The 26,209-nt window shown below is 35.5% G+C and carries 23 protein-coding genes; 20 read left to right on the forward strand and 3 right to left on the reverse strand.

Annotated elements, in window-relative coordinates:
- Positions 1-147 precede the first annotated feature (147 nt).
- From J8281_RS16785 to pgk, 5 genes are all read left to right on the forward strand, one after another.
- The gene (locus J8281_RS16785; RefSeq protein ID WP_210198816.1) at positions 148-756 is read left to right on the forward strand and encodes a hypothetical protein; all 609 of its coding nucleotides are present in this window, start codon (positions 148-150) and stop codon (positions 754-756) included.
- A 309-nt stretch (positions 757-1,065) separates the two neighbouring features.
- Positions 1,066-1,461 (forward strand): hypothetical protein, encoded by a 396-nt coding sequence (locus tag J8281_RS16790; RefSeq protein ID WP_210198817.1) that lies wholly within the window; start codon positions 1,066-1,068, stop codon positions 1,459-1,461.
- Positions 1,462-1,481: 20 nt separating this feature from the next.
- Positions 1,482-1,964, forward strand: a complete 483-nt coding sequence (locus J8281_RS16795) for a PEGA domain-containing protein (RefSeq protein WP_246849147.1) — start codon at positions 1,482-1,484, stop codon at positions 1,962-1,964.
- Between the two features lie 31 nt (positions 1,965-1,995).
- Positions 1,996-5,799, forward strand: a complete 3,804-nt coding sequence (locus J8281_RS16800) for a hypothetical protein (RefSeq protein ID WP_210198818.1) — start codon at positions 1,996-1,998, stop codon at positions 5,797-5,799.
- 372 nt (positions 5,800-6,171) lie between these two features.
- Complete coding sequence (gene pgk / locus J8281_RS16805) at positions 6,172-7,362, forward strand: phosphoglycerate kinase (RefSeq protein WP_210198819.1); 1,191 nt, start codon at positions 6,172-6,174, stop codon at positions 7,360-7,362.
- Between the two features lie 42 nt (positions 7,363-7,404).
- Here pgk and J8281_RS16810 read toward each other — a convergent pair whose 3' ends face one another.
- Positions 7,405-7,683 carry a Txe/YoeB family addiction module toxin gene (locus J8281_RS16810; protein ID WP_210198820.1) on the reverse strand — a complete coding sequence of 93 codons (279 nt, stop codon included), beginning with the start codon at positions 7,681-7,683 and terminating at the stop codon, positions 7,405-7,407.
- Complete coding sequence (locus J8281_RS16815; protein ID WP_210198821.1) at positions 7,680-7,952, reverse strand: type II toxin-antitoxin system Phd/YefM family antitoxin; 273 nt, start codon at positions 7,950-7,952, stop codon at positions 7,680-7,682. Before J8281_RS16815 ends, J8281_RS16810 begins: the two co-directional genes overlap by 4 nt.
- 504 nt (positions 7,953-8,456) lie before the next feature.
- Here J8281_RS16815 and J8281_RS16820 point away from each other — a divergent pair.
- From J8281_RS16820 to J8281_RS16845, 6 genes are all read left to right on the forward strand, one after another.
- Positions 8,457-10,091 (forward strand): lytic transglycosylase domain-containing protein, encoded by a 1,635-nt coding sequence (locus J8281_RS16820; protein ID WP_210198822.1) that lies wholly within the window; start codon positions 8,457-8,459, stop codon positions 10,089-10,091.
- A gap of 130 nt (positions 10,092-10,221) precedes the next feature.
- Positions 10,222-11,205 (forward strand): DUF4837 family protein, encoded by a 984-nt coding sequence (locus J8281_RS16825; protein WP_210198823.1) that lies wholly within the window; start codon positions 10,222-10,224, stop codon positions 11,203-11,205.
- A 2-nt stretch (positions 11,206-11,207) separates the two neighbouring features.
- Positions 11,208-11,903, forward strand: a complete 696-nt coding sequence (locus tag J8281_RS16830; RefSeq protein WP_210198824.1) for a cyclase family protein — start codon at positions 11,208-11,210, stop codon at positions 11,901-11,903.
- Positions 11,904-12,266: 363 nt separating this feature from the next.
- Positions 12,267-12,788 (forward strand): HigA family addiction module antitoxin, encoded by a 522-nt coding sequence (locus J8281_RS16835; RefSeq protein WP_246849148.1) that lies wholly within the window; start codon positions 12,267-12,269, stop codon positions 12,786-12,788.
- A 9-nt stretch (positions 12,789-12,797) separates the two neighbouring features.
- Complete coding sequence (locus J8281_RS16840) at positions 12,798-13,445, forward strand: nucleotidyl transferase AbiEii/AbiGii toxin family protein (RefSeq protein WP_210198826.1); 648 nt, start codon at positions 12,798-12,800, stop codon at positions 13,443-13,445.
- Positions 13,446-13,707: 262 nt separating this feature from the next.
- Complete coding sequence (locus tag J8281_RS16845) at positions 13,708-15,834, forward strand: Tex family protein (RefSeq protein ID WP_210198827.1); 2,127 nt, start codon at positions 13,708-13,710, stop codon at positions 15,832-15,834.
- 176 nt (positions 15,835-16,010) lie between these two features.
- On the opposite strand, the gene J8281_RS16850 is transcribed toward J8281_RS16845, so the two are convergent.
- Entirely contained in the window at positions 16,011-16,199 is a 189-nt protein-coding gene (locus tag J8281_RS16850; RefSeq protein WP_305852742.1) for a twin-arginine translocase TatA/TatE family subunit, read from the reverse strand.
- A gap of 418 nt (positions 16,200-16,617) precedes the next feature.
- On the opposite strand from J8281_RS16850, the gene J8281_RS16855 reads away from it, so the two are divergent.
- From J8281_RS16855 to rfbD, 9 genes are all read left to right on the forward strand, one after another.
- Positions 16,618-17,487, forward strand: coding sequence for a M23 family metallopeptidase (locus J8281_RS16855; protein ID WP_210198828.1), 870 nt, complete (start codon positions 16,618-16,620; stop codon positions 17,485-17,487).
- A 48-nt stretch (positions 17,488-17,535) separates the two neighbouring features.
- A complete protein-coding gene (locus J8281_RS16860) occupies positions 17,536-19,035 on the forward strand; it encodes a GH3 auxin-responsive promoter family protein (RefSeq protein WP_210198829.1) in 1,500 nt (499 codons plus the stop codon).
- 23 nt (positions 19,036-19,058) lie between these two features.
- Positions 19,059-20,753: a hypothetical protein gene (locus J8281_RS16865; protein ID WP_210198830.1), complete on the forward strand. Its 1,695-nt coding sequence runs from the start codon at positions 19,059-19,061 to the stop codon at positions 20,751-20,753.
- 3 nt (positions 20,754-20,756) lie between these two features.
- On the forward strand, positions 20,757-21,752 hold the full coding sequence (locus tag J8281_RS16870) for a hypothetical protein (protein ID WP_210198831.1): 996 nt from the start codon (positions 20,757-20,759) through the stop codon (positions 21,750-21,752).
- A gap of 27 nt (positions 21,753-21,779) precedes the next feature.
- On the forward strand, positions 21,780-22,754 hold the full coding sequence (locus tag J8281_RS16875; protein ID WP_210198832.1) for a type I phosphomannose isomerase catalytic subunit: 975 nt from the start codon (positions 21,780-21,782) through the stop codon (positions 22,752-22,754).
- A 3-nt stretch (positions 22,755-22,757) separates the two neighbouring features.
- Positions 22,758-23,774 (forward strand): dTDP-glucose 4,6-dehydratase, encoded by a 1,017-nt coding sequence (rfbB, locus tag J8281_RS16880; protein WP_210198833.1) that lies wholly within the window; start codon positions 22,758-22,760, stop codon positions 23,772-23,774.
- 57 nt (positions 23,775-23,831) lie between these two features.
- On the forward strand, positions 23,832-24,689 hold the full coding sequence (gene rfbA / locus J8281_RS16885) for a glucose-1-phosphate thymidylyltransferase RfbA (protein ID WP_210198834.1): 858 nt from the start codon (positions 23,832-23,834) through the stop codon (positions 24,687-24,689).
- An 83-nt stretch (positions 24,690-24,772) separates the two neighbouring features.
- Positions 24,773-25,330, forward strand: a complete 558-nt coding sequence (gene rfbC, locus J8281_RS16890; protein WP_210198835.1) for a dTDP-4-dehydrorhamnose 3,5-epimerase — start codon at positions 24,773-24,775, stop codon at positions 25,328-25,330.
- Entirely contained in the window at positions 25,314-26,186 is an 873-nt protein-coding gene (rfbD, locus tag J8281_RS16895; protein ID WP_210198836.1) for a dTDP-4-dehydrorhamnose reductase, read from the forward strand. The genes rfbC and rfbD overlap by 17 nt, the downstream gene beginning before the upstream one ends.
- Positions 26,187-26,209 lie beyond the last annotated feature (23 nt).

The raw sequence follows: 26,209 nt of genomic DNA on the forward strand, positions 1-26,209 counted from the left end.
CGCAGGACATTAAAAATGAAAAATACAACACTGATGAAAGAAGTTAAGATGTATAAAACAAGGACTTATTTAATAAAACATCTAGTTATATTTTTAACCTTCGTTTTGTGTGTTGGAATATCATACTCGCAAAAGCATGATAGTTTTATGTCTAACTTCTCAACAAATCAAATATATAACACAAGTAATATGGTCGATTATTTACGGCATTATGACTATACCGAAGTGTTTAAATCTTCTAATCATCCCACATATGGTTTTTATGGAGAGCATAAAAAAAGATTAAAAGTAAGAATAGTATCTGTTACAAAAGATTTGAAAAACCCAAATGAATACTTTGTGTATGGAAAAACTAAAAGAAATGAGATAATAAGACCTTTTATAGGTAAGATTATAATACAAAAGAATTATAAAACTGAGGATATTAAAAATTCATCACCAATACAATCAACTCTACAAGGAATTATTATGGCAACATATATATTCTATGAGAGTGCTGAAAATAGCACTGTATTTTTCGAAGGAATGGTATACTCAAAATGGTATGTGAACACTAAAGATGAAGTAAAATATGATGTAAGAAATATGCTTTTTGCAGATCAGTTTTCGAATAATGCTTTTATAGGTAGGATGATAACCGAAGATAATTCTATAGTATGCAATTGGGCAGATTATTTTCCTCCTGAAGCAGGAGATTTAGTTACAAAAAACACAACTCAATTTATTCCAAACGTTAAATACGTAGAAGAAGGATAAGGCAAATTGATAAATACAATGACTGGCTCTGGTGGAGTTAAATTTTTAGAGTCTGAAAATTGGTATGAAAATTAAACTTCCCGTTTCCCCGTTCCGCGAAGTCTCCTGATTTCGTGGAACTGTGCAAGTAACGAATGATGAAACCATTATCAAAGATAAAATATGTAAAATGACAATGACACAATACAATCATAATAATCATTACGATACGTTTTTTCGCAAAGTCGGGAGACTTTACGTAGCAGTATAGCTAGCAACAATTCAATCATACGTTACTTAAAAAAACCAAGTACCAAAAACACAACATAAATGAAACAAACCATTAAACTAACATTTATTCTGGCGATACTGGTAAGCACAAACTGTAGCCCAAAAATTACTTCAAATTTTAGTAATCCTAAGCCAAAATTATCCATCGATGAAAAAGTAGCACTTTTGGATATTGATCATCAATTACCTGATAACAGTATAAAAATTGGGAATTTAAGATTTCAGGATACTGGATTTTCAACAGACTGTAGTTTTAACAGTATCATGAATCGAGCAAGAACGCTGGCACGAAATGGTGGCGCAAACCTCGTTAAAGTAGTACACAAAAAGAAACCCGATTTGTGGAGTACCTGCTACCGTCTTAAAATTGAACTTTATACATACGACGGCGATGTCACGTTGTTACCGCAACAATATCAATTACAACTTGATTAACATTAACCCTAAAAAACAACATGATGAACTTAATTTTTAAACCCGCATTACTTTATATTTTGATAGTACTATTTTCAAGCTGTGCAACTATTGTTTCGGGCGCAAGACAGAAGGTAGAAATAGCTTCAGAACCAGGTGAGGCAAAAGTATATATCAACGAAATTGAAATTGGAAATACACCTGTTGAGCAAAACCTCAAAAGAAACCAGGAATACCAGTTGGCCATAAAGCTAGATGGTTACGAAACTTACGAGATGAAATTAGAAAGAAAGTTTAATGCCTGGTATATCGGTAATGTTCTTTTTGGTGGCATCATAGGATTGGTAGTTGATCCTGCAACTGGAGCTATGCATCGCCTTAGGCCTCAGGACCTAGAGAAACACCGAGCAAGAGGTACTATTTTTAAAAATAAATCAGAAAATATCTATATCAAAGTACAAATGCAAAACGATATTAACACAGAAAAAATAGGACAAATGCAAAAAATATCAACAAAAAAATAGCCAAATACTAACCCTCTTAAAACCTAAACCCATGTATACAAAACAAATCTTCGCACTAATCATCATCTTTTCTATTTTTGCTAACGGTCAAGACGATGGTGTCGATGTCATTGCACCACAAAAAGCCTCATTTTCTACAGGTCAAAACCTAGAGGGCTGGGTAAAAAGCGCTATTAACGAACCTACGGGTAAAGTTGCTTTTTCGCAACCTATCACCTCGATTGCTGCCCATGGGGTCGCATATAGCTTGTCGCTTACCTATAACGGAGATGCTGCGTTTAAAACCGGGCAATATACCAACAGATATGCGCCTACCAGTACTGTTGGGGTAGGATTTAGTATACAAACCCCAAAAATAGTCGTAGATAACAAAAATACAGCAACGCAAGAAGACGATACCTTTTATCTATTAGACGGTGCATCTAATACCCAATTAAAATGTACGGGCAGGCAACGACCGGGCACCTTTCAGGAGGGAAGCGTGATATGGAGTTTTGAAGCCGAAAAATATATACCTTACAAAATACAATACTTCAAAAGCCGTATTGAACGGCATTTTGGAGGACCCCTGGGAGATGGCTATCATGAAATCCCCCTGGATTTATGGGTTATTACCGATGATAAGGGAATGAAATACTACTATGGCGAGACACAAAATAGTCGTGAAAATGTTGTGGCCTGGGGCAACTGGATCGGAAATTCAAATCAACCGGGAGGGAAACGGGCAACGACAGTCTGGAACCTCTCTACCATAGAGGATCAATGGGACAATAGCTTAAAATTTAGGTATCTTTTGCAGGAATCTTCTATTGGGGGTGTACCGCAAACTGAAGCCGCGTATCTACAAAAGATAAGTTCGTCTACAGGAGAAGAAATACGGATACATTATGAGACAAAATATATTAATGAATATTTCCAAAATGAACCGAACAGAGAACAACCAGAGCCAGACGCTTACCAAGAGCGCTATGAAACAAAGTATATAAGCGAAGTGACGACCTATGATCGTAATGACAAGCTTATATTTACATACGACCTTGCTTACGAGACCTTCGATCAGGGAAATGATCACATAAAACGCTATCTCACAGCGATTACGCAAAAGGATACCTTAGGTACGGCACTACCCGCCCAGAAATTTGAATACTTTACCAGTGGTGATTTTCAAGGGGGGCTCAAAAAGATTATTCAGCCGACCGGGGGATTTGTAGAATATACGTATCAAAATCAACCCCTGTTTACCAACACCCCAAATCGTTTTGTAGGATCGGCACCCGACTTCAAAGGATATAAATATCACTCTATGGTGGTCAAAAACAACTACAGTCTACTTCTGGTAAAAGAAACTACCATACAACCCGATGGTCACCATCGTTTTAAAGTCGTACGTCATACCTGGAACGGTAAGGGATGGGTACGCAACTCATTCTTACTGCCATACACGATTTATGACAATGCCCCTGGGGTTCCCAGGTTAGAGAATTTTTATACCACCTTTGGAGATGATTTTTATGCATTCTTGTATCACAAAGGTGTCACAGCCACCGTACATTTGTTTCATCGCAATGCAGATGGTCATACCTGGGGTACAAGAGTCTTTACCACCGAGATCGGTCCGGGTTATCCCAAATTCATGTCGGGCGAAAACTTTGTAGCCGTAGGCTCAGAAACAGGAAAACTCGATACGTATACTTGGGATAATCACACTTGGACTGCCCGCAGTAAAAAGTTTAATGAAGGTCTTTCTTACTATTATAGTGCGACCAATAATTTTGTATTAATTTTAGACGAACCCGGGGGTCCAGACGATAGTACAGGGACCGTACATTGGGATAATTACTATATACATTATCTGGATCTTGAGGGCAATTGGAATACCAAATCATGGTCTGCACGTATGGAGCAATACTTACAGCAAATAACGCATGCCAGTTATTTTTATCCCAATAATGCCATGACAGGTTTTGTAGCCGAAAATAACCCGGAGTATTTTTTACGCTGGGACAAAAATTATAATTTGATAGCTGCCGATAATGTTTTAGGAAGTTACAACGACCACAACCCCATAACCCCGACCTATAGCGGAATGTTCGTGATGCAAAACGGTACGACAGCGACCAGAAGACCTTACAAACTGTCTAGATTTAATGGTGTTGATTGGAATATTTATGACTTCGCTACCTTAGGGAGTTTTAGAGCGATGCCAACATTTGCAGAAGATGCGGTTGTATTTCAAGACTATGGCACAAGCGATACTTTTGGTGTAATGCGCTACAGTGCCAATACCCAAGACTGGTATGTAAACACCAATCTGGATCTCAAAAGCGGGGTAAATAGAGAAACCGGTACTGCCAAAGATTTTTTTGTAGCCGGAAACAAGATTTATAACTTTTCCAGAAATATCAATAGGGTATTTTATGACAGAAATCTTACCACCATCAACAATCACAAGAATAAATTTAGTTATAGCGATGGTTTCCAGAATGTATTTACCGAAATTTCAGAAGTGACCGATCTTGGAGGCGGTGTTAGTAGCCTAAATTTTCTCTATAGCCTGCTCATTAATGTAGATAAAAAAACCAATGCAGTACGGCAACAATCATTAGGCGCCCAATATCACCCTTCTTCCATGCCAAAATTTGCTGGATATACTCCTTTTTTAAGTAATAATTCACTTTGGGTTCAAGATGATTCTGATCCTGGTGAATTTACCTCTTATCTATATAGGATTATAGAAGGAGAAGTGAATACCACGATCAACGATATTGTAGTCAGCAGTATTCTTGTTAATGATAATGAGGGATATCGCAATATGACTTCTTATCTATTTGAAGAACCCGACCCTACGGCAGACCATAGTTCGATTTTTTATGGTAAGGTAACCATTGCTGAAAAAGGAAGAGGCACTTTTAATAATGGTAAAGTAGTAAAAAAATATGATACCGGGGCTCAAGATGTTCGCCGGGCGGGGCTTCTGCTAGAAGAGGAAATCCTAAATGCAGAAGGAACACCACTTGCCAAAAATAAAAACACATGGCAAAAATACACTTTGGGATCTATAATAAGTACTGTTTTTAAGCTCAAACAACAAGAAAACATAACATTTTATGAAAAAGGCGCATATACTGCAACAACAACACATACGTATGACCGCTTAAATTTTTGTCGCTTATCTTCGAGTACAACAAAGGATTCTAAAGGCAAAATTAATACCAGAGCCATTACCTATGCCAGTGAGATCTATCCTTTTATGAAAGCTGCTAATTTTATAAGTCAGCCGTATGAAACGACAACGCGTTTAAATCTCACAAAAGAAATTTCGGCTAATCGTACGATTTGGGAACAAAGGGGAAACACCATCGTACCTGCTTCTTCATGGATGGGGACTTCAAAACAAAACCTTCGAAAAATTTCAGAAAACATCAAATTTAATACCAAAGGACTAGTCGAAGAAACAAGTAATGGCAAGGGACAATACAGTACCGTTCTCTATGGTTACGAGACTACATATCCTGTGGCGACTATCTCCAATTTGCGCTATGATGATGTAGTTGCAAATTTAGAGCTATCAGTAGCAGCATTACAGCATCTCGATAATCAAGATCTAAAAAGAGAATTGATGAAACTATATGATAAATTGCCCAAAGCTTTTATAGAGATTACCCTTTACGATACACAAGGTAAAATTATAGAGTCTATAGATTCGAGAAAGCAAAAAGCTTCGTATGCCTATGATACTTTTAATCGAAATATAGAGACATTAGATCATAATGACCATGTTTTAGAAAGAAGAAGGTACAATTATAAACATGCTTCAACCCGGTTTATGCATTAGAATTTCGTAATGAGGGTTGAAAATGCCATAAAACCAGGTGTTTTATAAGTTTCAGCATAGCATCGCTACGGTGAAACTTAAAAATACAACGCAGTGCTTGGTTTTGCAGCAGTTTAAAGCCGTAATAGATTTTCTAATGCGTAAAGCGGGTTCAAATTAGCGATGCTATGCTAACATCAAGAAAACCGTTCTAATGCTACATCTCATCCAAAGCGATGTTTTGTCGTGCATTTGAAAGTGGTATAAATGCATAATTCGGATGAAATGATGACGAATTTAACGATAGCATCATTTTTGTTAATTTTTTCGAACTAGAACTGGATATTTTTATGAAATAGGACTATTTTCGTATTTCAATAGTAATCTTGCGACATGAAGACCATTAATGACTTTAGTTTTGAAAATAAGAAAGCACTTATTCGAGTAGATTTTAATGTCCCTTTGGATGAAAATTTTGAAGTAACAGACGACACCCGAATACAGGCGGCAAAACCGAGTATCATTAAAATTCTGGAAGATGGAGGGAGCGCAGTGCTGATGTCGCACTTAGGAAGGCCCAAAGGGGTGCAGGACGAATTTTCTTTACGCCATATTGTAGAAAAAACCTCTGAGGTATTAGGAATTCAAGTCAAATTTGTTGCCGATTGTATAGGCGCAGAAGCAGAAACGGCAGTAACCGATTTACAACCTGGAGAAGTCATACTGTTAGAAAACCTAAGATTTCATGCAGAAGAAACCGCCGGTGATCAAGAGTTTGCAAAGCAATTGTCAAAATTAGGAGATATTTATGTAAATGATGCCTTTGGTACAGCACATAGAGCCCATGCTTCTACAGCGATTATTGCACAATTTTTTCCTGATCAGAAATGCTTTGGAAATTTACTGGCAAAAGAAATAGAAAGTATCGACAAAGTACTAAGTAGTGGAGAAAAACCGGTGACTGCTATTCTTGGGGGATCAAAAGTATCTTCTAAAATCACGATCATCGAGAATATTCTGGATAAAGTGGATCATCTAATCATCGGTGGGGGTATGACCTACACCTTCATAAAAGCTAAAGGAGGCCAGGTTGGCGATTCTATTTGCGAAGATGATAAACAGGAGTTGGCGCTAGATATTTTGAAGAAAGCCGAAGAAAAAGGGGTACAAATTCATCTACCTGTTGATGTAATCGGGGCCGATGCATTTGATAATGAAGCGAATACTGATGTAATTGATGTCGATATGATACCTAATGGGTGGCAAGGATTAGATGCCGGACCCAAAACCTTAGAAAATTTTCATGAAGTTATCATGAAATCAAAAACCATCCTTTGGAATGGACCCTTAGGCGTTTTTGAAATGGAAAACTTTGCCAAAGGTACTATTGCTTTAGGACATTCTATAGCAAAAGCAACCGAAAACGGAGCATTTTCTTTAGTAGGTGGTGGCGACTCTGTAGCAGCTGTAAAACAATTTGGTTTTGGTGATAAAGTAAGTTATGTATCTACCGGCGGCGGAGCTATGTTAGAAAGCCTTGAAGGAAAAACATTGCCTGGAATAGCGGCTGTTGCGAATAGCTAATTTGAACGGTCTCTTTATGTAGATATGTAATGGAAATAGGCTTTATCTGTTATCATAATGAAATCTGCATTGAACTATTGAACATTTTTGGTCAATGCCTTTTCTACCTGAAATTTTATAGATAAGTCTATGCTCACCGGTTATTCTTCTTGACCAAAACCCTTTGAGATTATATTTTAAAGGTTCTGGTTTTCCTATCCCCTTAAATGGATTTTGTTTAATTACTTTTATTAGTTCTTTTATTTTAAGTGCGGTATCAACATCATGTTCTAACCAATATGTAAAATCTTCCCAGCCGTAGATAGTAAATTCAATGTTCATTTATGATCTACATGAATTTGGTCTTCATTAAAAGATGCAAGTTGGGCATTATCAAGCTGTTCAATTGATTTTATTAATCTGGTTCTATTCGCTTTTGTAGATAATAAGTGTCCAGTTTCTTTTAATGAGTTATATTCGTTTATGGACATGATAACGACGGCATCGTTCTCTTTACTTCGTGGAACTACAATAATTTCAGAAGATTTTGAAACATAATCAAAGTGTTTTTTTATATTTTTTCGCAATGTTGAAATTGTAATCGCTCTCATAATATGATTTTGTAATTGTACACATAAAAGTACATTCAAATGTACATAATATTTTTATAGTTTCCAAATTGCAAGTTCATCGGTATAGTAGCAACCAAGCTGTCTAATTGGCAATTTGTAAGAAATCTCATTTTTATTGTAAGAATATTTGTAAACTTGTTATTTTAACCTGTTTTTTTCCGTTTTTAACGTATTGATTCTTTGTGCTTTTGAAAAAAAATACGATTTTCGCTATCGTATTGTTGATAAGTTGTCAAAAACAATAGTTTTTACCCCAAAATTCTCATAAAAATAAATTTGATTGTCCGTTAGTATACCTAAAATTTAACTGAGACGTCATTCTGAATTCATTTCAGGATCTCATAAAGTTTATTTTCGGTAAATTAAGGATGAAAAGCTGAAACGAGCCTGTGCTGAACTCGTTTCAGTATTCAGCTTGACGCAAACCATTTAGGTTGAATTAAGGATATTCGTAAAAATAAATGTAAGTAAATAAGTCTAAGAATGGAAAACAGGTTTTTATTCATTTTTTGTTTTGTATTAATTTCTGCATCATTAATAGCGCAAGAAGAAACTACCGCAACAACTTCAGAGAAAAACAAAACTAAAAAGATTTCACTAAAAGAAAATCTGGATATACAACAAGATACGGTTCAGGTAGTAGATACCACCAAAGTGATAAGAACAATAGGTTCAGAGTTGCAAACGGCCACCGTTACTTCAACTAGTATAAAAGATAGTTTACTATATGTAGCTCAGGATTATCCAAAAATGGCTACATTAGATTCGCTTTGGAAACAAGAATTATACAATTCGAACCTTTTTGATACCATATATGCATCAGTTACCGGTATGACTTACGAACCTGTCGAATTTGTTGACCTTCCTACAGATACACTCAAAGCAAGACTTAAAGAATTAAATGCCAAAACACCTTTTAATGTGGCATACAATCCTTCGTTAGAGAGTGTTATCAAAAAATACTTAAAAAACCGTCATGAGCATTTAGAACGACTCATGGCGCTTAGCAAGTTCTATTTCCCTTTATTTGAGCAAGAACTGGATAATTACAACATACCTCTAGAAATAAAATACCTGGCTATTGTAGAATCTGCACTAAAACCCAGAGCAAAATCTAGAGTAGGGGCAACGGGATTGTGGCAATTTATGTTTGGTACAGGTAAGATGTTCGGACTCGAAGTAAGCTCGTATGTCGATGAACGTATGGATCCCATTATGGCTACAAAAGCAGCCTGCAAATATTTATCAAATTTGTATAAAATTTTTGGAGATTGGGATTTGGCGCTGGCTTCATACAATTCGGGGCCCGGTAATGTAACCAAAGCGATTCGACGTAGTGGTGGGTATACCAATTACTGGAATATACGTCACAATCTTCCCCGAGAAACGGCAGGGTATCTACCTGCATTTTTGGCTACAATGTACATTTTTGAATACGCCGACAAACATAATTTTAAACCCAAAAAACCAGAATTTGGACATTTTGAAACCGACACCATCAAGGTAAAGCAGATGATAACTCTCGATCAGGTTTCAGAATATATGAATATTGATATTGAAGAATTGCAATTTTTAAACCCTTCGTACAAATTAGATATTATTCCTTTCATTAAAGATGAAGATTATGTATTGCGTTTACCTTTGGATAAAATTGGCCCGTTTGTAGCCAACGAAGAAAAAATTTACGCATTGGCACAAGCCGAATTTGATAAACGAGAAAAACCATTACCAAAGTATTTTGAGGCTAACGATAGGATTAGATATCGAGTGCGTAGTGGAGATTACCTAGGCAAAATTGCAAGACGCTACGGGGTACGGGTAAGCAGTATAAAAAAATGGAATGGTCTTCGAACCAATAATCTTAGAATAGGGCAACGACTCACTATTTATCCAAGAAGGCCTGTGGTACATCAACCAAAAAAGAATGTAACGGTTTCTACATCATCAAAACCTGTGATAAAAAGTTCTTCAGAACTGTATACGGTGAAACCTGGGGACACTTTATGGAGTATTTCTCAAAAATTTAAAGGCATTTCTGTCGAAAATCTTAGAAATTGGAACGATATTAGCGGTAGTGGTATAAAACCCGGTATGAAACTGAAGCTTTCAAGATCCTAACCGCAAATTACGTTTTTTGGAATAAGCCTTTGCGATGAGGTTAATACCTATCGATATGATTATATCATGATTCTATACGTTCTCAATTTGCAATTAGCGTATTATTAAATAACTACTGAAATTCAAACACATGAAGAATTTTTTACTACTCCTGCTATGTTGTGTATTATGTATGTTAAGCTGTACAGAAACAAAAACGAATAAAAATCAGGCATCTAAAGGTGCTATGGCCCATTCAGTAGGTAAAATTAATGAACTTTCTGTAGTTCTTGATAATGATTTGTGGAACGGAAGGTTAGGTGACACTATTCGAAAGTATTTTGGAGCCGAAGTACCAGGATTACCGCAGGAAGAACCTCTATTTTCTATGCGGCAAATACCACATAATGCATTTTCGGGATTGGCTCGTAAGAACCGTACCTTTCTTCAAATTAATATAGGTTCAAAAAGTGAGTATACCGAATTGGACAATAAGTATGCGACTCCGCAACTGGGTATAGTTCTTTCTGGGAGCGAAAAAGAAATTATAGAACATATACAAGAAAATCATGAAACGATCATTTCAAAATATAAATTGATAGAAACACGTGAAAAACAAAAGCGAATACGTAAATCTTTGGAAAAAATACCACAGCTGCAAGAAAAATTGGGTATTTCTTTAAATATTCCAACAGCGTATAGAATTGCTATAGAAGAAGACAATTTCTTTTGGATTCGCAAAGATATTCCGCAAGGTAGTATGAATCTTATGATTTATGAACTTCCGTTAGGTATAGTTTCCAAAGATTCTAATACGATTTCAAGCATTATTAAAATGAGAGATTCTATTGGTGCCATAAAAATTCCGACAGAAGTAGGCAATTTCGTAACAGAAGAGGCCTATGCGCCTTATTTATATGAAACTACATTAGACGATAAATTTACGTTTGAAACGAAAGGTACATGGGAAATAAAAGATAGGTTTATGGCAGGACCTTTTGTAAACTATGTTATTAGAGATGTACCAAACAATAGAATAGTCGTGTTAGAAGGGTTTGTTTTTGCTCCTTCTGTAAACAAAAGAGATCAGATGTTCGAGCTAGAAGCTATTATGAAGAGTATTACTTTTGAATAATTATGACGCCAGAGATTATCGACTTAAGTCAAGAAATTTATGCGGGGATGCCTGTCTATAAAGGGTTACCTGAGGTAAAAATAAATATGCACAATTCTCATGAGGAGTGGGAGGGTAATATCAATGCAACTACAAATACCCCCAGTGTCTACAAACTTGAGCTCGGAGAACATACAGGTACTCATGTAGACGCTATAAATCACATGGGTAAAGCTTACAAAGATCAATCTATTGATACCATGCCGTTACATTTGTTTTATACGGAAGGTATTTGTTTGGATTTTTCGCACAAAGGGCTACAAGAGCTCATTCAATCTCATGAAATCGAAGAAGCTTGTAAAAAAGACCACCTAGTTGTCAAACCAGGCGATACCATTTTGTTACATACCGACCATTATAGAAGAAATTTTGGAAAGTCTGATTGGTTTAAGGGACCAGGTATTACTGCCGAAGCAGCAAAGTGGTTAGGAGCGCAGAAAATAGCAGCTTTTGGAGTAGAAACGATGTCTCCCGGTGTACCCGGAGTTTCGAATAAAGAAGTACATCGTATTTGTGGAGCACTTAACTTTACGCATTATGAGAATATGATCAATCTTCATCGATTAATAGGTAGAGGTCGCTTCCGATTTATCGCATTTCCCTTAAAGATTAGAGGAGGAACTGGCTCACCCGTTAGAGCGGTAGCCGTTTTTGAATAGATATCACTATTTTGTTACTATTATTATTTGTTATATTCCTAGAGTATAAATTTTAATCTTTTATAGTAAAGACTATTTTTAAATTTTACCTCTCGAACCTGTTAAGCATTTTGATTTTCTCATTCAAAATCAGTCCATTTGGGTGCGTTACTGAAAAAAAAGTGTATGTAAGTAGGGTTTTTCATTTGAAAATCTATTTTTGATACAATTTTTCTTCATTTCACTACGAAAAATCACCTTGATTGATATTTTTCTTTAATATTTCTTTCATAATACACCACGTATGATATCAATTTTGAAATAATAAACAAATTTGTTTATCAAAACTCATTTTAGTATCTTTAAGATATAAATTAAAGAGTTATGCTGCCCGAAATTTCTAAAATAAAAGGAATACACCCTGGAGCAATTTTAAAAAGAGTGTTAAAAAAGAAAGCACTTAAAAATAAAGACTTAGCAAGCGCTATAGATGAACATGCGCAAACAATTAGCGCTATCTTAAACCAAAAGAGAGGCATTAATCCCAATCTTTCAATAAAATTAGGAAAAAGATTTGGAGTTAGCGATGACTACTTCATGTTATTACAGGCAAGTTATGATGTAAGAAAAGCGCGATTGAAACAACAACGTTATAAAAATTACAGTGCATTACATATTAGAAAAAATATATTTTGGGATACTGATTTTGACACTATTGATTGGGACAAAAATAAAAGGGCCGTTATAAAAAGGGTTTTTGAAAGAGGCAATGACCATGATATCGGAAAAATTATTTCGTTTTACGGAAAAGAGGTTGTTTCAAAAGAACTCAAAAATATAAAAAATGATTTTCTTCCTTCGTTTGACCATAATATAAAGAAGTACAGTCTTTTTTTGGACAAATAAATCTTTAAAATGAATTTTCATAAAAACACAGTATCAGATGCACTGCTAAGGATACTCTCAAAACTTATGGCATTTGATGAGTTAAAATCTTTTCGATTAGTAGGAGGTACCTCACTTAGCTTATTGCTAGGTCATAGGGTCTCTATAGATATTGATCTATTTACCGATGTAGTATACGGTTCAATTAATTTTGAAAGACTAGATAACTTATTTCTTAATTCTTTTGAAAAAGTAGAAATGGGATATGGAGGAAACAAAAGTATAGGTAAATCCTATTACATTGGTGATGTTGATGAAACTATAAAGGTAGATTTATTTTATACAGAACCATTTGTATTTCCAATTATTGAATTTGAAGGACTAAGGCTGTCTCAACTTGAAGAAATTACAGCAATGAAACTTGAAGTGATTGGCAATAATGGTAGAAAAAAAGATTTTTGGGATTTACATGAACTTTTAGAACATTTTTCACTAAAGCAAATGATAAATTTTTATGTTAAGAAATATCCCTATGGGCATTCCAAAGATGAACTTATAAAAAAGTTAACTGATTTTACAGAGGCAGATACCGATTTTGACCCAATTTGTTTAAGAAATAAGTATTGGGAATTGGTAAAATTAGATATTGAAGAAACTGTGAAAGACGAATTATACTAGCAACCTGTACGTAGATTCGAAGTTGTAGAAAACTTTCTTCTTTGCTATAAAATAATCGACCATTTTTGGCATTATATAGCTAAATCAATATAAAATAACACAAATCTTCATAGAAAAGACTTCGATTTTTTCGTTAAAAATCCTCGGTGTAGCTAAGGCTATACCTACGTTTTTTGCCTCAAACTCCAAGTTTATTCTTTATAAATCTTAAATGTCATTTTGTATCAATTTAGCTATATTTAGCGATTGTAATACTATGTTTATGAATACCATTTCTTATATCACAAAGTATCTTCCTATTTCAGAAAAACAAATTAGTAAAACAGTTGCTCTTTTAGATGAAGGTGCTACAATCCCTTTTATTGCTCGTTATCGTAAAGAAATGACAGGAGATCTGGATGAGGTAGCTATTGGTGAAATTGTAAAATATAAAACTGCGTTTGAAACGCTGCAGAAAAGAAAAGAAACTGTTCTTACAGCAATCAAAGAACAAGAGGCGCTCACCCCGGATCTTGAAAAGAAAATGAAAACGGCAGACACCCTTACCCAAGTCGAGGATCTTTATCTTCCATTTAAGAAAAAAAGAAAAACCAAAGCAACAGTGGCCAGGGAGCAAGGGTTAGCACCCTTGGCACAAACTATTATGAAGCAAAAAGAAGAAGAAATCCTTTTTGAAGCTTCAAAATATCTTAACGATACTGTACAGAATGAAGAAATGGCACTACAAGGAGCAAGAGATATCATTGCTGAATGGATCAATGAAGATGAAGAAGTGAGACAGCGTTTAAGAAGATTGTATCAACGAAAAGCGACCATTGTTGCAAAGGTTATAAAAACTAAAAAAGAGGAAGAGGAAGCTCAAAAATACCAGCAATATTTTGATTGGGAAGAACCGCTACATAAATGCCCTTCACATCGATTATTGGCAATATTAAGAGCGGAAAATGAGAAAATTGTACGCGTAAAAATTTCGGTACCCGAAGATGATGCCCTAGACCGTATTGATGACATTGTGATCAAAACTAATGTCGAGGCATGTACCGATCATATGTTCTTGGCCATTTCTGATGCCTACAAACGACTTTTGGCCCCTGCTATTGCTACAGAAGTACTTAATCAAGCCAAAGAAAAAGCTGATGATAATGCGATCAAGGTGTTTGCTCAAAACCTCAAACAACTATTATTAGCTTCACCCCTTGGGCAAAAAAGAATATTAGCAATAGACCCTGGCTTTAAATCGGGCTGTAAAGTAGTTTGTTTAGATAATCAAGGGGATTTATTACATAATGAGAATATTTATCCGCATGCGCCCCAACGAGAAACGACCAATGCCATCAAAAAAATACGTTCTCTTGTTAATGCTTATAAGATTGAAGCGATAGGAATTGGCAACGGTACTGCGGCTCGCGAAACCGAAGCTTTTATAAAAAAAATTCCTTTTGAAAACCCAATTCAGGTTTTTATGGTTAATGAAAGTGGAGCTTCGGTATACTCGGCATCAAAAATTGCGAGATCAGAGTTTCCCAATTATGATGTAACGGTTCGAGGTGCGGTATCTATAGGAAGACGATTAGCAGATCCCTTGGCAGAACTGGTAAAAATTGATCCAAAAGCTATTGGTGTTGGGCAATATCAGCATGATGTGGATCAAACCAAACTAAAAAATGAATTAGACACCGTAGTGATGAGTTGTGTAAATAGTGTAGGGATTAATGTAAATACTGCAAGTGTACCTTTGTTAAGTTATGTATCGGGAATTGGAGAAAAACTTGCCGAGAACATCGTAGCATACAGATCTGCTAATGGTGCCCTACAATCACGAGAAGAACTCAAAAAAGTACCGCGACTTGGCGAGAAAGCTTTTGAACAGGCCGCGGCGTTTTTACGAATTACGAGTCCGAACCATCCCCTGGATAACTCTGCCGTGCATCCAGAGCGATACCCTTTGGTATCAAAAATGGCAAAAGAAGCCGGAGTACCCTTAACAGATTTGATTGGTAATGCTTCGGCCATCAAAAACATCAAATTACAAAATTATATTACAGAAGAGGTCGGTTTACCCACATTGACCGATATTGTAAGAGAACTCGAAAAACCAGGAGCAGACCCAAGAAAAAAGGCTACGGTTTTCGAATTTGATCCTAATGTAAAAAGTATTTCCGACATAAAAACCGGAATGAAGCTTCCTGGCATTGTAAATAATATTACCAATTTTGGTTGTTTTGTCGATATAGGGATAAAAGAGAGTGGATTGATCCATATTTCTAAACTCGCTAATGAATTTATAAGCGATGTAAATGCCATTGTACAACTACACCAGCATTTGATGGTTACCGTTATTGATGTAGATATTTCCAGAAAAAGAATTCAGTTATCCTTGATTGACTAGGTGTTTTTTAAGCTCATGCTTAGCGAATGTTAGTATACCTTTTAGAGCTAGGGATATAGTAATCTCGCCTTCGATGAATGGTGGTCGTTGCCTATGGGATTAAGATTGAAAGAGAACAACACAAAAAACCCCTTTTACTAATGTAGAAGGGGTGCAATTAATGTATGTTTTTAAAACTATTTTTTCTCGTCTATTTGAGAATCTTCATCCTCTTTAGACGCATCTTTAAATTCTTTAATTCCGCTACCTAGTCCTCTCATTAATTCGGGTATTTTTTTACCTCCAAATAGCAGTAGCACAATCACTACTATCAGGGCAATTTGCCAGGGACCTATCATTCCTAAAATTATACTTGATGCTATCATATTTGACCTATTAGATTACAAAGTTAGCAAGAAATGACGAAATATTAGGTTTATGCTGTTAAAAAACAGTTAGAATCCGTTTTTTCGAACTGTTACTTCAACCTGGTTTAAGTATTAAAACGTCGTTAAAAGGTTTGAAACTGTTACTACAACGCAATACCTTGGGTGAGATGTAGTGTTGAAAGTGTCTTCTAAGTTTTGGCATAGCAGTTTACCCTGAGTGGAGGCCAAGGGCTACGGTGACACTTAAAAATACAACGTAGTGTTTGGTTTTGCGGCAGTTTTAAGCAGTAATACCTGCCCGCCTTTTTCTATTAAAATGGCAGACGGGGGTTTTCTAGCGCATAAACCCTGTTAAATACGTTATACTATTCTATGTGTGGTATGCGTTCATTATGTATATTTGTGTCGTAAACCTATGGCAAAAAAGAATAAAGAACCAAAAAAAATTACGAAAAAGCTACTGAATAAGTATCGCTTGGTAATTTTAAACGAAGACACTTTTGAGGAACGTATATCGTTTAAACTCAATAGGCTTAATGTGTTCGTTATGGTAACTATTACAGGTATTGTTTTGATAGCCGGGACCACCTTTTTGATTGCTTTTACGCCTTTGCGGGAATACATACCGGGATACTCTTCGACTTCTTTAAATTTAAAAGCTACCCAGCTTGCCAGTACCACAGATTCTCTAGAAACGGTAATTAATGTTAATCAAGAGTATTATAAATCTATACGAAAAGTATTGACCGGTGATGTGAAAACTGTCGAATTTGATGTCGATTCTGCCATACAATCTCAAAAATTGAATCCTGAAGAAATTGACCTCGCACCTTCGGCACGAGATATAAAACTTCGAGAAGAAGTATCAAAAGAGGATAAATACAGTTTGTTTGAAAGCGAAAAATCCAGCACCGACTTCTCGTTATTTCCTCCGGTGAAAGGTAACGTTACTTCAGGATATGATGTAAACGAAAAACACTACGGGGTAGATGTAGCGGTGACCAAAGACACCCCCGTTAAAGCTGCATCATCAGGAACTGTGATTTTTGCAGAATGGACGGCAGAAACAGGTCATGTGATTATTCTAAAACATAACAACAACCTGTTAACGGTCTATAAACATAATGCTTCACTGGCAAAACAACAAGGGGAACAGGTAGCCTCTGGAGAAGTGATAGCAACCGCTGGTTCGACGGGCGAATTATCTACCGGCCCCCATCTGCATTTTGAGTTGTGGAAGGACGGATTCCCCACCGATCCGTTAAATTTTATTGATTTTGAATGAAACTTCGCGCTCACCATTTACCTTGTATCTGAAATTAACAGCATATAGATGTCTCTAAAAACAGTAGGCGCTAAATTATTCGCCAAGTACATTAGGAAAAGAATTAACAAGTGGGCTTCAGACCCGGTAAAGACTCAGGAAAAGGTATTTAAAAGTTTACTACAACAAGCAAAGGATACACAATTTGGAAAAGATCATAACTTTCAGCGTATACAATCTTACTCAGACTTTGCCAAAGCTGTGCCTATTCGAGATTACGAAGCATTAAAACCCTATGTAGATCGTGTTGTGCAGGGTGAAAAAGATATCCTTTGGCCAGGGAAACCCTTATATTTTGCAAAAACCTCTGGAACTACGAGTGGCGCAAAATACATTCCGCTCACTGCTGCATCAATGCCAACCCATATCAATGCAGCGCGAAATGCAATTTTATGTTATATAGCAGAAACAGGAAACGCAAGCTTCGTCGATGGTAAAATGATTTTTCTTCAGGGAAGTCCTGAAATGGAAGAAAAGAACGGCATATTAGTAGGTAGATTATCAGGAATCGTCGCACATTATGTTCCTAAATATCTTCAAAGAAACAGAATGCCAAGTTGGAAGACGAACTGTATAGAGGACTGGGAAGAGAAAGTAGAGGCCATTGTAGAAGAGACTGTCGATGAAAATATGACCATTATTAGTGGTATTCCGCCCTGGGTGCAAATGTATTTTGAAAAACTTCAGAAAAAAACAAATCAAAATATAGGAGAGCTTTTTAAAAATTTTGAGTTATTTATATATGGAGGTGTTAATTTTGAGCCCTATAAAAGTACTTTTGAAAAATTGATCGGTCGAAAGGTAGCAGGGATCGAATTGTATCCGGCTTCAGAGGGTTTCTTTGCTTTTCAAGATAACCAGAAAGAAAACGGAATGCTCTTGCAATTAGATTCGGGTATGTTTTATGAATTCGTGAAAGCCGATGAATTTTTCGAAGAGCACCGAAAAAGGATAACTCTTGCCGAGGTAGCGATAGGTGTTAATTATGTACTCCTGATTTCTACAAATGCAGGATTATGGGCCTACAATATTGGTGATACGATACAATTTACGAGCACTTCGCCATATCGCGTACTAGTTTCTGGTAGAATTAAGCATTTTATATCTGCATTTGGCGAGCATGTGATTGGTAAAGAAGTTGATCAGGCACTTAAAGAAGGTGCAGATGCCCTAGGTATCATCATAAAAGACTTTACGGTAGCTCCTCAAGTACATCCAGAACAAGAAACTTTACCTTATCACGAATGGTTTATAGAATTTCAAGAGACTCCTAACACGATAGCACCATTGGCAAAAGCGATTGACGATGCCTTAAGAAAACAAAATTCATATTACAACGATTTGATTGAAGGAAAAATTCTTTCACCATTGCGTATAACGATCGTTCCAAAAGATGGATTCAAAAAATATATGAAATCCATTGGCAAATTAGGGGGTCAAAACAAACTGCCTCGACTGGCGAATGATCGAAAAATTGCCGATAGTCTCACGGCTATGATTCACAAATAAGCTATATTTGCTACGAAAAATATATGGCAAATCTGATCTTACAAAGAAGAACAAGGGCTCAAGAAAGCTCTAGTGCAATAGAACGCATGTATATCACCATGCGTCATCTTTTTAATAGAGGTTTTTATAAACCTATGGGGGTCTCAGGAGAAACACTTCGAGAAGCATTGTTAATTTTACGACCCGAGATTTATGGTTCTGTAGCTGAAGAGAAAGTAGAACTCAGCGGTTTGTTATACGTTATAGACCGTCTACCTTTTGGTATCGAAGAGTGTCGGTATATTAACTTAACAAGCGAAGAGGGGTATAAAGACTCTCATTTTAAAGTTATTGTGCCTCCAAAGCGGCGAAGAAACTGTTACCGGATTGACGAGGAGCAAATGAATATAGAAATTACCAGGGGTCGATCAGAGATTTACGATATTCTTACGCATTTGACATTTCTTTTTATAGAATCCCATAAAATCATGAACCGTGTTGTGATTAATGAAGAAGGGAATGTGATTAGAGATTGGGAGAAGCTTGAAAAAGCAGTATTGTCTAAGAAAGAACTTACAAAAGCCGAAAAAGAAGTCGCATTAACACATACAGCAAATATTTTAGGAAGAACTTTTGAAGAAGTATCTACGATCTATGATGACTTTTCTTGTTTAAAAAATAAAGAACGTTTCTTACACATTATCTATTGGTTAGGCAAATTAGCTATAGAGGAATATATTGAAGACAAAAAGCGAATTGTAACGTTTAGTCCAGTGTTAAGAGAACGTTTGGGGCATCATATTCATGGTGAAAAATGGGCAAATACTATTAAAGAGAAATTACAGGAACTTAAAGTTTTGGAACGACCGATTCATATCATTAGTGCAAACATGCATAGTGTAATGAATACATTATATGCACCATTAGCCTTACAAACAGAACTTAAAAATAAAACAGTTTTTGATGTTTATGAGTCTTTAAGTGATAAAAAAAATGATAAACTAAGGGCAAAGGTTGAAAAACTAGCTTTACAAAAGGGAATGACCTATATCGAAGATCAGAGCGGAGCTAATATTAATGTACAAGTTTTTGATACCGCCAAATATCCCGAAAGTAACTATCAAAGTTCACTACCAGCTATAGCTAAAGAATATAAACCTATACTTATTGTAATGGATTATGCTTTTGGTGAGCAGGCTTATGAGACTATGGATGAATTGCTCAAGCCCTACATCTTTTCAGAAGAAAAAAAAGCACATCTCGATGTAAAATCAGTTTCCGTAATGGGCAAAGCCGGAATTTTAGAAGGAGGAAAAGGAGATATTATGATTCCGTCGGCTCATGTATTTGAAGGTACAGCAGACAATTACCCTTTTAAAAATCAACTGAAAAAGAAAGATTTAGAAGGTCATGGTATTGATGTTTATGACGGAGCGATGATTACCGTATTAGGAACCTCACTACAAAACAGGGATATTTTAAAGTTCTTTCATGATTCTACATGGAATGTAATTGGTTTAGAGATGGAAGGAGCGCATTACCAGAAAGCGATTCAGTCTGCCTCACGACTTAGAGGAAGTATAAGTCCAAAAGTTAAGGTAAGATATGCCTATTATGCTTCAGACAACCCTTTGGAAACCGGAAGCACCTTGGCTTCGGGTGGATTGGGAACCACGGGTGTAAAACCCACCTATTTAATTACAGAAAAAATACTAGAACAAATATTTAAAGAACGATAACACATGAGTCAGGAAAATCAAAACGAAGAAATTGATTTGATGCAACTTTTTGGCATGATCAAAGAGTTTTTTAGGAAAGTCTTGAGATTGGTTATTTCGATTATAGATTTTTATCGAAAAAAGTGGTTGCTGTTTGTAATCCTGGCTGTGGTTGGCTTAGGGATTGGTTATTTTATGGATCAATACCAAGATACTAAAAACAAGTATGTTCAGGAAATTATTATTGAACCCAAATACGAATCTACAGAATATATATATGACTTTATCGAGGACCTGGAAAATAATCTGAAAGATAGTTTGTATGTAAAAGAATTAGGTTTGCAGATCGCAGAAGTAGAAAATGTAAAAAAAATACTATTAGAACCAATTATCGTAGCCGAAGAAGTACTAACAGGGCTCGAAAAGAACGGAGGTGAAGCCACTTTTATTGAAGCTTATGATGAGGCTACGTTAAAAGAAAAGCGATTTAGAACCTTCTATAAAGAACATAAACTAACGTTCATTTTTAGAATTAAACAAAGTTCCAATCGTAAAGTATCCAAAAGTATTCTAGACTATCTTAAAGCTAATCAACATTTTAAAGAACGCATCGCTTTAGAGCTTCAACAAGTTCAATCGGGATTGGCACAAAATAGAAAGTCATTAGACTTTATTAATAAGTATTTGGCTAATTTGAGTCAGAACCCAGCCCAGACAGATGGGAAAATTATTTTTGCATCAGAGTCAGAGACACCAACCATTTCTTCTTTATTAAAAAGAAAACAGGATTTGATTTCCAAAATCAAATCAGATGAAAAAGCGTTAGCACTTGATAAAGAAGTATTCACTATAATGAACTATGGAAGTATTGTAACTCAAAGAAAGATCCTGGTGAACAGAATGCTTTTTACAGTACCCTTATTTTTAATTGGTTTGGTATCACTATTGTATGCATTACGATATTTAATGAGATCAGCAAGTTCTTTTGTTCAAGAAGAAAAGTATCCCGTAGCGAAGTAAACAATGCTAGGGTTAAGATAATGTAGTATGTTATATCCATTAAAATTTCATCCCATTCTAAAAGAAAAAATATGGGGAGGTACAAAGCTTAAAACAATCTTAAACAAACCCTGTGTATCTGGTACTACAGGCGAAAGCTGGGAGATTTCTACCGTACCTGATAACATTTCTAGAGTATCAAACGGGGTACATCAAGGGATCACACTAAAAGAGCTCATCACAAAATACAAAGGTGACCTGGTAGGCAAAAATGTATACCCATCTTTTGGAGACACGTTCCCACTTTTAATCAAATATATCGACGCAACGCAGGATTTATCGGTACAATTGCATCCTGGCGATACGTTAGCTAAAAAAAGACATAATTCTTTTGGAAAAACAGAAATGTGGTACGTAGTCCAGGCCGATCCGGGTACCCAGTTGATTGTAGATTTTAAGAAAAAAACCGATAAAGAAGCGTATCAAGTTTATTTGGAAAATAATAAACTCGTTGATTTATTAAATTTTGAAACTATTTCGAAGGGAGATAGTTATATGATTAAGGCAGGTACGATACATGCCATAGGTAAAGGGGCTTTGATAGCCGAAATTCAACAAACATCAGATATTACCTATAGAGTTTACGATTGGGATAGAACAGACGATGACGGTAATGCAAGAGCGTTGCATACAGAACAAGCTATTGATGCATTGAATTTTGAAACCAATAACAATTGTAAGCTTTCGTTTGAGAAGAATAGTAACGCTGTTAATGAAGTCGCATCTATTCCTTATTTTACAACAAACTTTATTAATGTGGTCTCAAGTTTTGAAAGAAATTACGAGGAAATTCCTTCCTTTATAATTTTGATGTGTGTAGAAGGTAATGGAACACTTACATTTGATGGTGGTACAGAAACAATAACGCTTGGCGATACCGTTTTGATCCCTTCGGTTATAGAAAAAATCTTTTTAGAAGAAGATTCGGGAGGGATGAAATTATTAGAAGTGTATATTAAATAGTTCATGAAACATATTTTGGTAACAGGCGGTGCTGGTTTTATTGGTTCAAACTTTATACCTTATTTTTTGAATAAAAATGAATCGATACATTTGGTAAATATCGATAAGCTTACTTACGCAGGAAATCTTAAGAATTTACAAGAAGTATCACAAAATGAAAACTATACATTCGTAGAAGGTGATATTTGTGATCGTACGTTATTAGAATTTCTATTTGAGAAATATGATTTTAATGGGGTTATTCATTTCGCAGCAGAATCTCATGTCGATAATTCAATTACACACCCAGATGCATTTATTAAAACTAATGTATTTGGAACATTTACACTATTGGATGTGGCCAAAAATCATTGGATGAAATCTCCATATAACTTTAAAGAAAAACACATCTCCAGTAGGTTTCATCATATCTCTACAGACGAAGTTTACGGTACCTTAGGAGAAACTGGTTTGTTTTCAGAAACCACACCCTATGCACCCAATAGTCCGTATAGTGCCACGAAGGCATCTTCAGACTTTATTGTTAGAAGTTATTTTCATACCTATGGTTTAAATGTGGTCACTAGTAATTGTTCTAATAATTATGGGCCTAAACAACATAATGAAAAGCTAATCCCGACTATAATTAGAAAAGCACTGGCTCAAGAGCCAATTCCGATTTATGGAGATGGCGAAAATATAAGAGATTGGTTATATGTCTTAGACCACTGTAAAGGCATCGAATTGGTATATAACAAAGGATTATCAGGACAAACATACAATATAGGAGGAAGAAATGAGCGCAACAATAATTATATAGCTATAAAAATTTGTGAAATATTGGATGCTAAACTTCCGCAGAAAAACAAAAAATCATATAAAGAATATATCACCTATGTGAAAGACAGGCCGGGACATGATATGCGCTACGCTATTGATGCCTCAAAAATTGAAAATAGCTTGGGGTGGAGAGCTGATGAAAATTTTGAGACAGGCATTGAAAAAACTATAACTTGGTATTTAGAAAAGTATAGTAGTTAATTAGTTATCGAGTTATGAAGATAACAAGATAACAAGGTAACACCATAACAATTAAAAATGAAAGGAATAATTTTAGCAGGAGGATCTGGAACACGATTATACCCTTTAACGTTAGCTGTAAGTAAGCAACTCATGCCGGTGTATGATAAACCTATGATTTTTTATCCGCTTTCTACACTTATGTCTGCGGGTATAAGGGAAATATTAGTTATTTCTACTCATCAAGACTTACCTTTATTTCAAAAACTTTTGGGAGATGGTTTAAAATATGGTTGTAGGTTTGAGTATGCAGTTCAGGATCAACCAAACGGGCTTGCAGAAGCCTTTATTATTGGTGAGCAGTTTATAGGTAAAGATAAAGTTGCTTTAATCTTAGGAGATAATATTTTCTATGGTTCAGGTTTAGAAAATCTTCTTGAAAGTAATAATGATCCCGATGGAGGGATTATTTATGCCTATCATGTACAAGATCCCGAAAGGTATGGAGTTGTTGATTTTGATAATTCAGGTAAAGCAATCTCGATTGAAGAAAAACCCAAACAACCAAAATCAAATTATGCGGTTCCTGGTATTTATTTCTATGATAATGAAGTGGTAGAAATAGTAAAAAGCATTACTCCGAGTAAAAGAGGGGAGTTAGAAATTACCGATATCAATAACTCATATTTAAAAAAAGGAAAATTAAAAGTGAGCATATTAGACAAAGGTACTGCCTGGTTAGATACAGGAACATTTAATTCGTTAATGCAGGCGTCTCAATTTGTTCAGGTAATCGAAGAAAGACAAGGGCTCAAGATAGGTGCTATCGAAGAAACTGCCTATAAAAAAGGCTTTATAAATAAACAACAACTCGTTAAATTAGCCGAGCCTCTTTTAAAAAGTGGTTATGGTAAATATTTACTTCAATTAGAATAGAGGACTATTAATTTGTCATTCCAGCGTAGGCTGGAATCCATTTTTAGAACAGATAGGATTAGAATTATTTTGGGCTATAGCAAATGCAGATAGAAAAGACATATTTAGAAGGTTGCTTTATCCTGAAACCTAAAGTGTTTCAAGATGATAGGGGTTATTTTTTTGAAAGCTTTAATCAGAAGACGTTTCTGGAAAACACAGGGGTAAAGGTAAATTTTGTTCAAGATAATGAGTCATTATCAACCAGAGGAACGCTGCGAGGCTTACATTTTCAGACCGGAGCGTTTGCACAAGCAAAATTAGTAAGAGTGATTCGGGGAGAAGTTTTAGACGTTGTGGTTGATTTAAGACCAGACTCAAAAACGTATTTGAAACATTTTTCTATAGTACTTAATGATAGCAACTATTTTCAGGTATTCATTCCAAGGGATTTTGCTCATGGATTTGTAACTGTTAGCGAAACAGCCATTTTCGCATATAAATGTGATAATTATTATCATAAGGCTTCAGAATCTGGAATTGTATTTAATGATCCTGATCTGGCTATAGATTGGAAATTAAGCGATACCGAGATTTTGCTGTCTGAAAAAGACAAAACACTGCCTCGTCTAAAAGATATTGAAAATGCAGGAAAAACGTAATAAAGCAAAGGTTCTAATCACCGGATCAAATGGTCAATTAGGGCAATGTTTGAAAAAAATAGAAAAAGACTATCCTACTTTAGATATGTACTTTACTGATTCTAAAGCTTTGGATATCACCCAAAAGGACCAGATAGATAAAGTATTCTCTGGGAGAAAATTTGATTTTGTAGTCAATTGTGCAGCGTTTACCAACGTTGAAAGAGCCGAAAAAGAATCAGAAAGAGCCTTTTTGATTAATGCCGAAGGGGTAAAGAATCTAGCAGAATTGTGTAGAGAACATGGCGCAGTATTGATTCACATCTCAACAGACTACGTATTTGATGGCAGAAAAGGAGCTCCGTATACCGAAGAAGATATTCCCAATCCAATCAATGAATACGGAAAATCTAAATTGGAAGGAGAAAAGTATGTTCAGGAAATTCTGGAGAAATATTTTATTATTAGAACCTCATGGTTATATTCTGAATTCGGCAATAATTTTTTTACAACGATTTTGAAAAAGTCAAAATCTGAAAAAAAACTTAAGGTCACAATGGCTGAAACAGGCACTCCTACCAATGCTAATGATCTGGCAAACTTCATTCTTCATATTATAAATCTAAATAGTTCAAAATATGGAATTTATCACTTTAGCAGTCTAGGAAAAGCGACCTGGTATGATTTTGCAGAAGAAATTTTAAGGCTTTCTGGCAAACTTGATACCATAAAGCTTGAAAAAACAGATAATTACCCTACTTTTGCACGAAGGCCAAAATATAGTGTTTTGGATAAAAAGAAATTTCATGAAATTTCGAATTTGAATATATCCAAATGGCCTGTTTCTTTGAGAAAACTATTGAAAAGCTTACAATAGTATCTTATAATTTGTTTCGATTA

The sequence above is a fragment of the Aquimarina sp. U1-2 genome (assembly GCF_017897595.1).
Taxonomy (GTDB): domain Bacteria; phylum Bacteroidota; class Bacteroidia; order Flavobacteriales; family Flavobacteriaceae; genus Aquimarina.

Excerpts from the sequence above, each read along its gene's own strand:
- J8281_RS16785 (WP_210198816.1), top strand. The coding sequence starts at position 148 with ATGTCTAACTTCTCAACAAATCAAATATATAACACAAGTAATATGGTC.
- J8281_RS16790 (WP_210198817.1), top strand. The coding sequence starts at position 1,066 with ATGAAACAAACCATTAAACTAACATTTATTCTGGCGATACTGGTAAGC.
- J8281_RS16795 (WP_246849147.1), top strand. The coding sequence starts at position 1,482 with ATGATGAACTTAATTTTTAAACCCGCATTACTTTATATTTTGATAGTA.
- J8281_RS16800 (WP_210198818.1), top strand. The coding sequence starts at position 1,996 with ATGTATACAAAACAAATCTTCGCACTAATCATCATCTTTTCTATTTTT.
- pgk (WP_210198819.1), top strand. The coding sequence starts at position 6,172 with ATGAAGACCATTAATGACTTTAGTTTTGAAAATAAGAAAGCACTTATT.
- J8281_RS16810 (WP_210198820.1), bottom strand. The coding sequence starts at position 7,683 with ATGAACATTGAATTTACTATCTACGGCTGGGAAGATTTTACATATTGG.
- J8281_RS16815 (WP_210198821.1), bottom strand. The coding sequence starts at position 7,952 with ATGAGAGCGATTACAATTTCAACATTGCGAAAAAATATAAAAAAACAC.
- J8281_RS16820 (WP_210198822.1), top strand. The coding sequence starts at position 8,457 with ATGGAAAACAGGTTTTTATTCATTTTTTGTTTTGTATTAATTTCTGCA.
- J8281_RS16825 (WP_210198823.1), top strand. The coding sequence starts at position 10,222 with ATGAAGAATTTTTTACTACTCCTGCTATGTTGTGTATTATGTATGTTA.
- J8281_RS16830 (WP_210198824.1), top strand. The coding sequence starts at position 11,208 with ATGACGCCAGAGATTATCGACTTAAGTCAAGAAATTTATGCGGGGATG.
- J8281_RS16835 (WP_246849148.1), top strand. The coding sequence starts at position 12,267 with ATGCTGCCCGAAATTTCTAAAATAAAAGGAATACACCCTGGAGCAATT.
- J8281_RS16840 (WP_210198826.1), top strand. The coding sequence starts at position 12,798 with ATGAATTTTCATAAAAACACAGTATCAGATGCACTGCTAAGGATACTC.
- J8281_RS16845 (WP_210198827.1), top strand. The coding sequence starts at position 13,708 with ATGAATACCATTTCTTATATCACAAAGTATCTTCCTATTTCAGAAAAA.
- J8281_RS16850 (WP_305852742.1), bottom strand. The coding sequence starts at position 16,199 with ATGATAGCATCAAGTATAATTTTAGGAATGATAGGTCCCTGGCAAATT.
- J8281_RS16855 (WP_210198828.1), top strand. The coding sequence starts at position 16,618 with ATGGCAAAAAAGAATAAAGAACCAAAAAAAATTACGAAAAAGCTACTG.
- J8281_RS16860 (WP_210198829.1), top strand. The coding sequence starts at position 17,536 with ATGTCTCTAAAAACAGTAGGCGCTAAATTATTCGCCAAGTACATTAGG.
- J8281_RS16865 (WP_210198830.1), top strand. The coding sequence starts at position 19,059 with ATGGCAAATCTGATCTTACAAAGAAGAACAAGGGCTCAAGAAAGCTCT.
- J8281_RS16870 (WP_210198831.1), top strand. The coding sequence starts at position 20,757 with ATGAGTCAGGAAAATCAAAACGAAGAAATTGATTTGATGCAACTTTTT.
- J8281_RS16875 (WP_210198832.1), top strand. The coding sequence starts at position 21,780 with ATGTTATATCCATTAAAATTTCATCCCATTCTAAAAGAAAAAATATGG.
- rfbB (WP_210198833.1), top strand. The coding sequence starts at position 22,758 with ATGAAACATATTTTGGTAACAGGCGGTGCTGGTTTTATTGGTTCAAAC.
- rfbA (WP_210198834.1), top strand. The coding sequence starts at position 23,832 with ATGAAAGGAATAATTTTAGCAGGAGGATCTGGAACACGATTATACCCT.
- rfbC (WP_210198835.1), top strand. The coding sequence starts at position 24,773 with ATGCAGATAGAAAAGACATATTTAGAAGGTTGCTTTATCCTGAAACCT.
- rfbD (WP_210198836.1), top strand. The coding sequence starts at position 25,314 with ATGCAGGAAAAACGTAATAAAGCAAAGGTTCTAATCACCGGATCAAAT.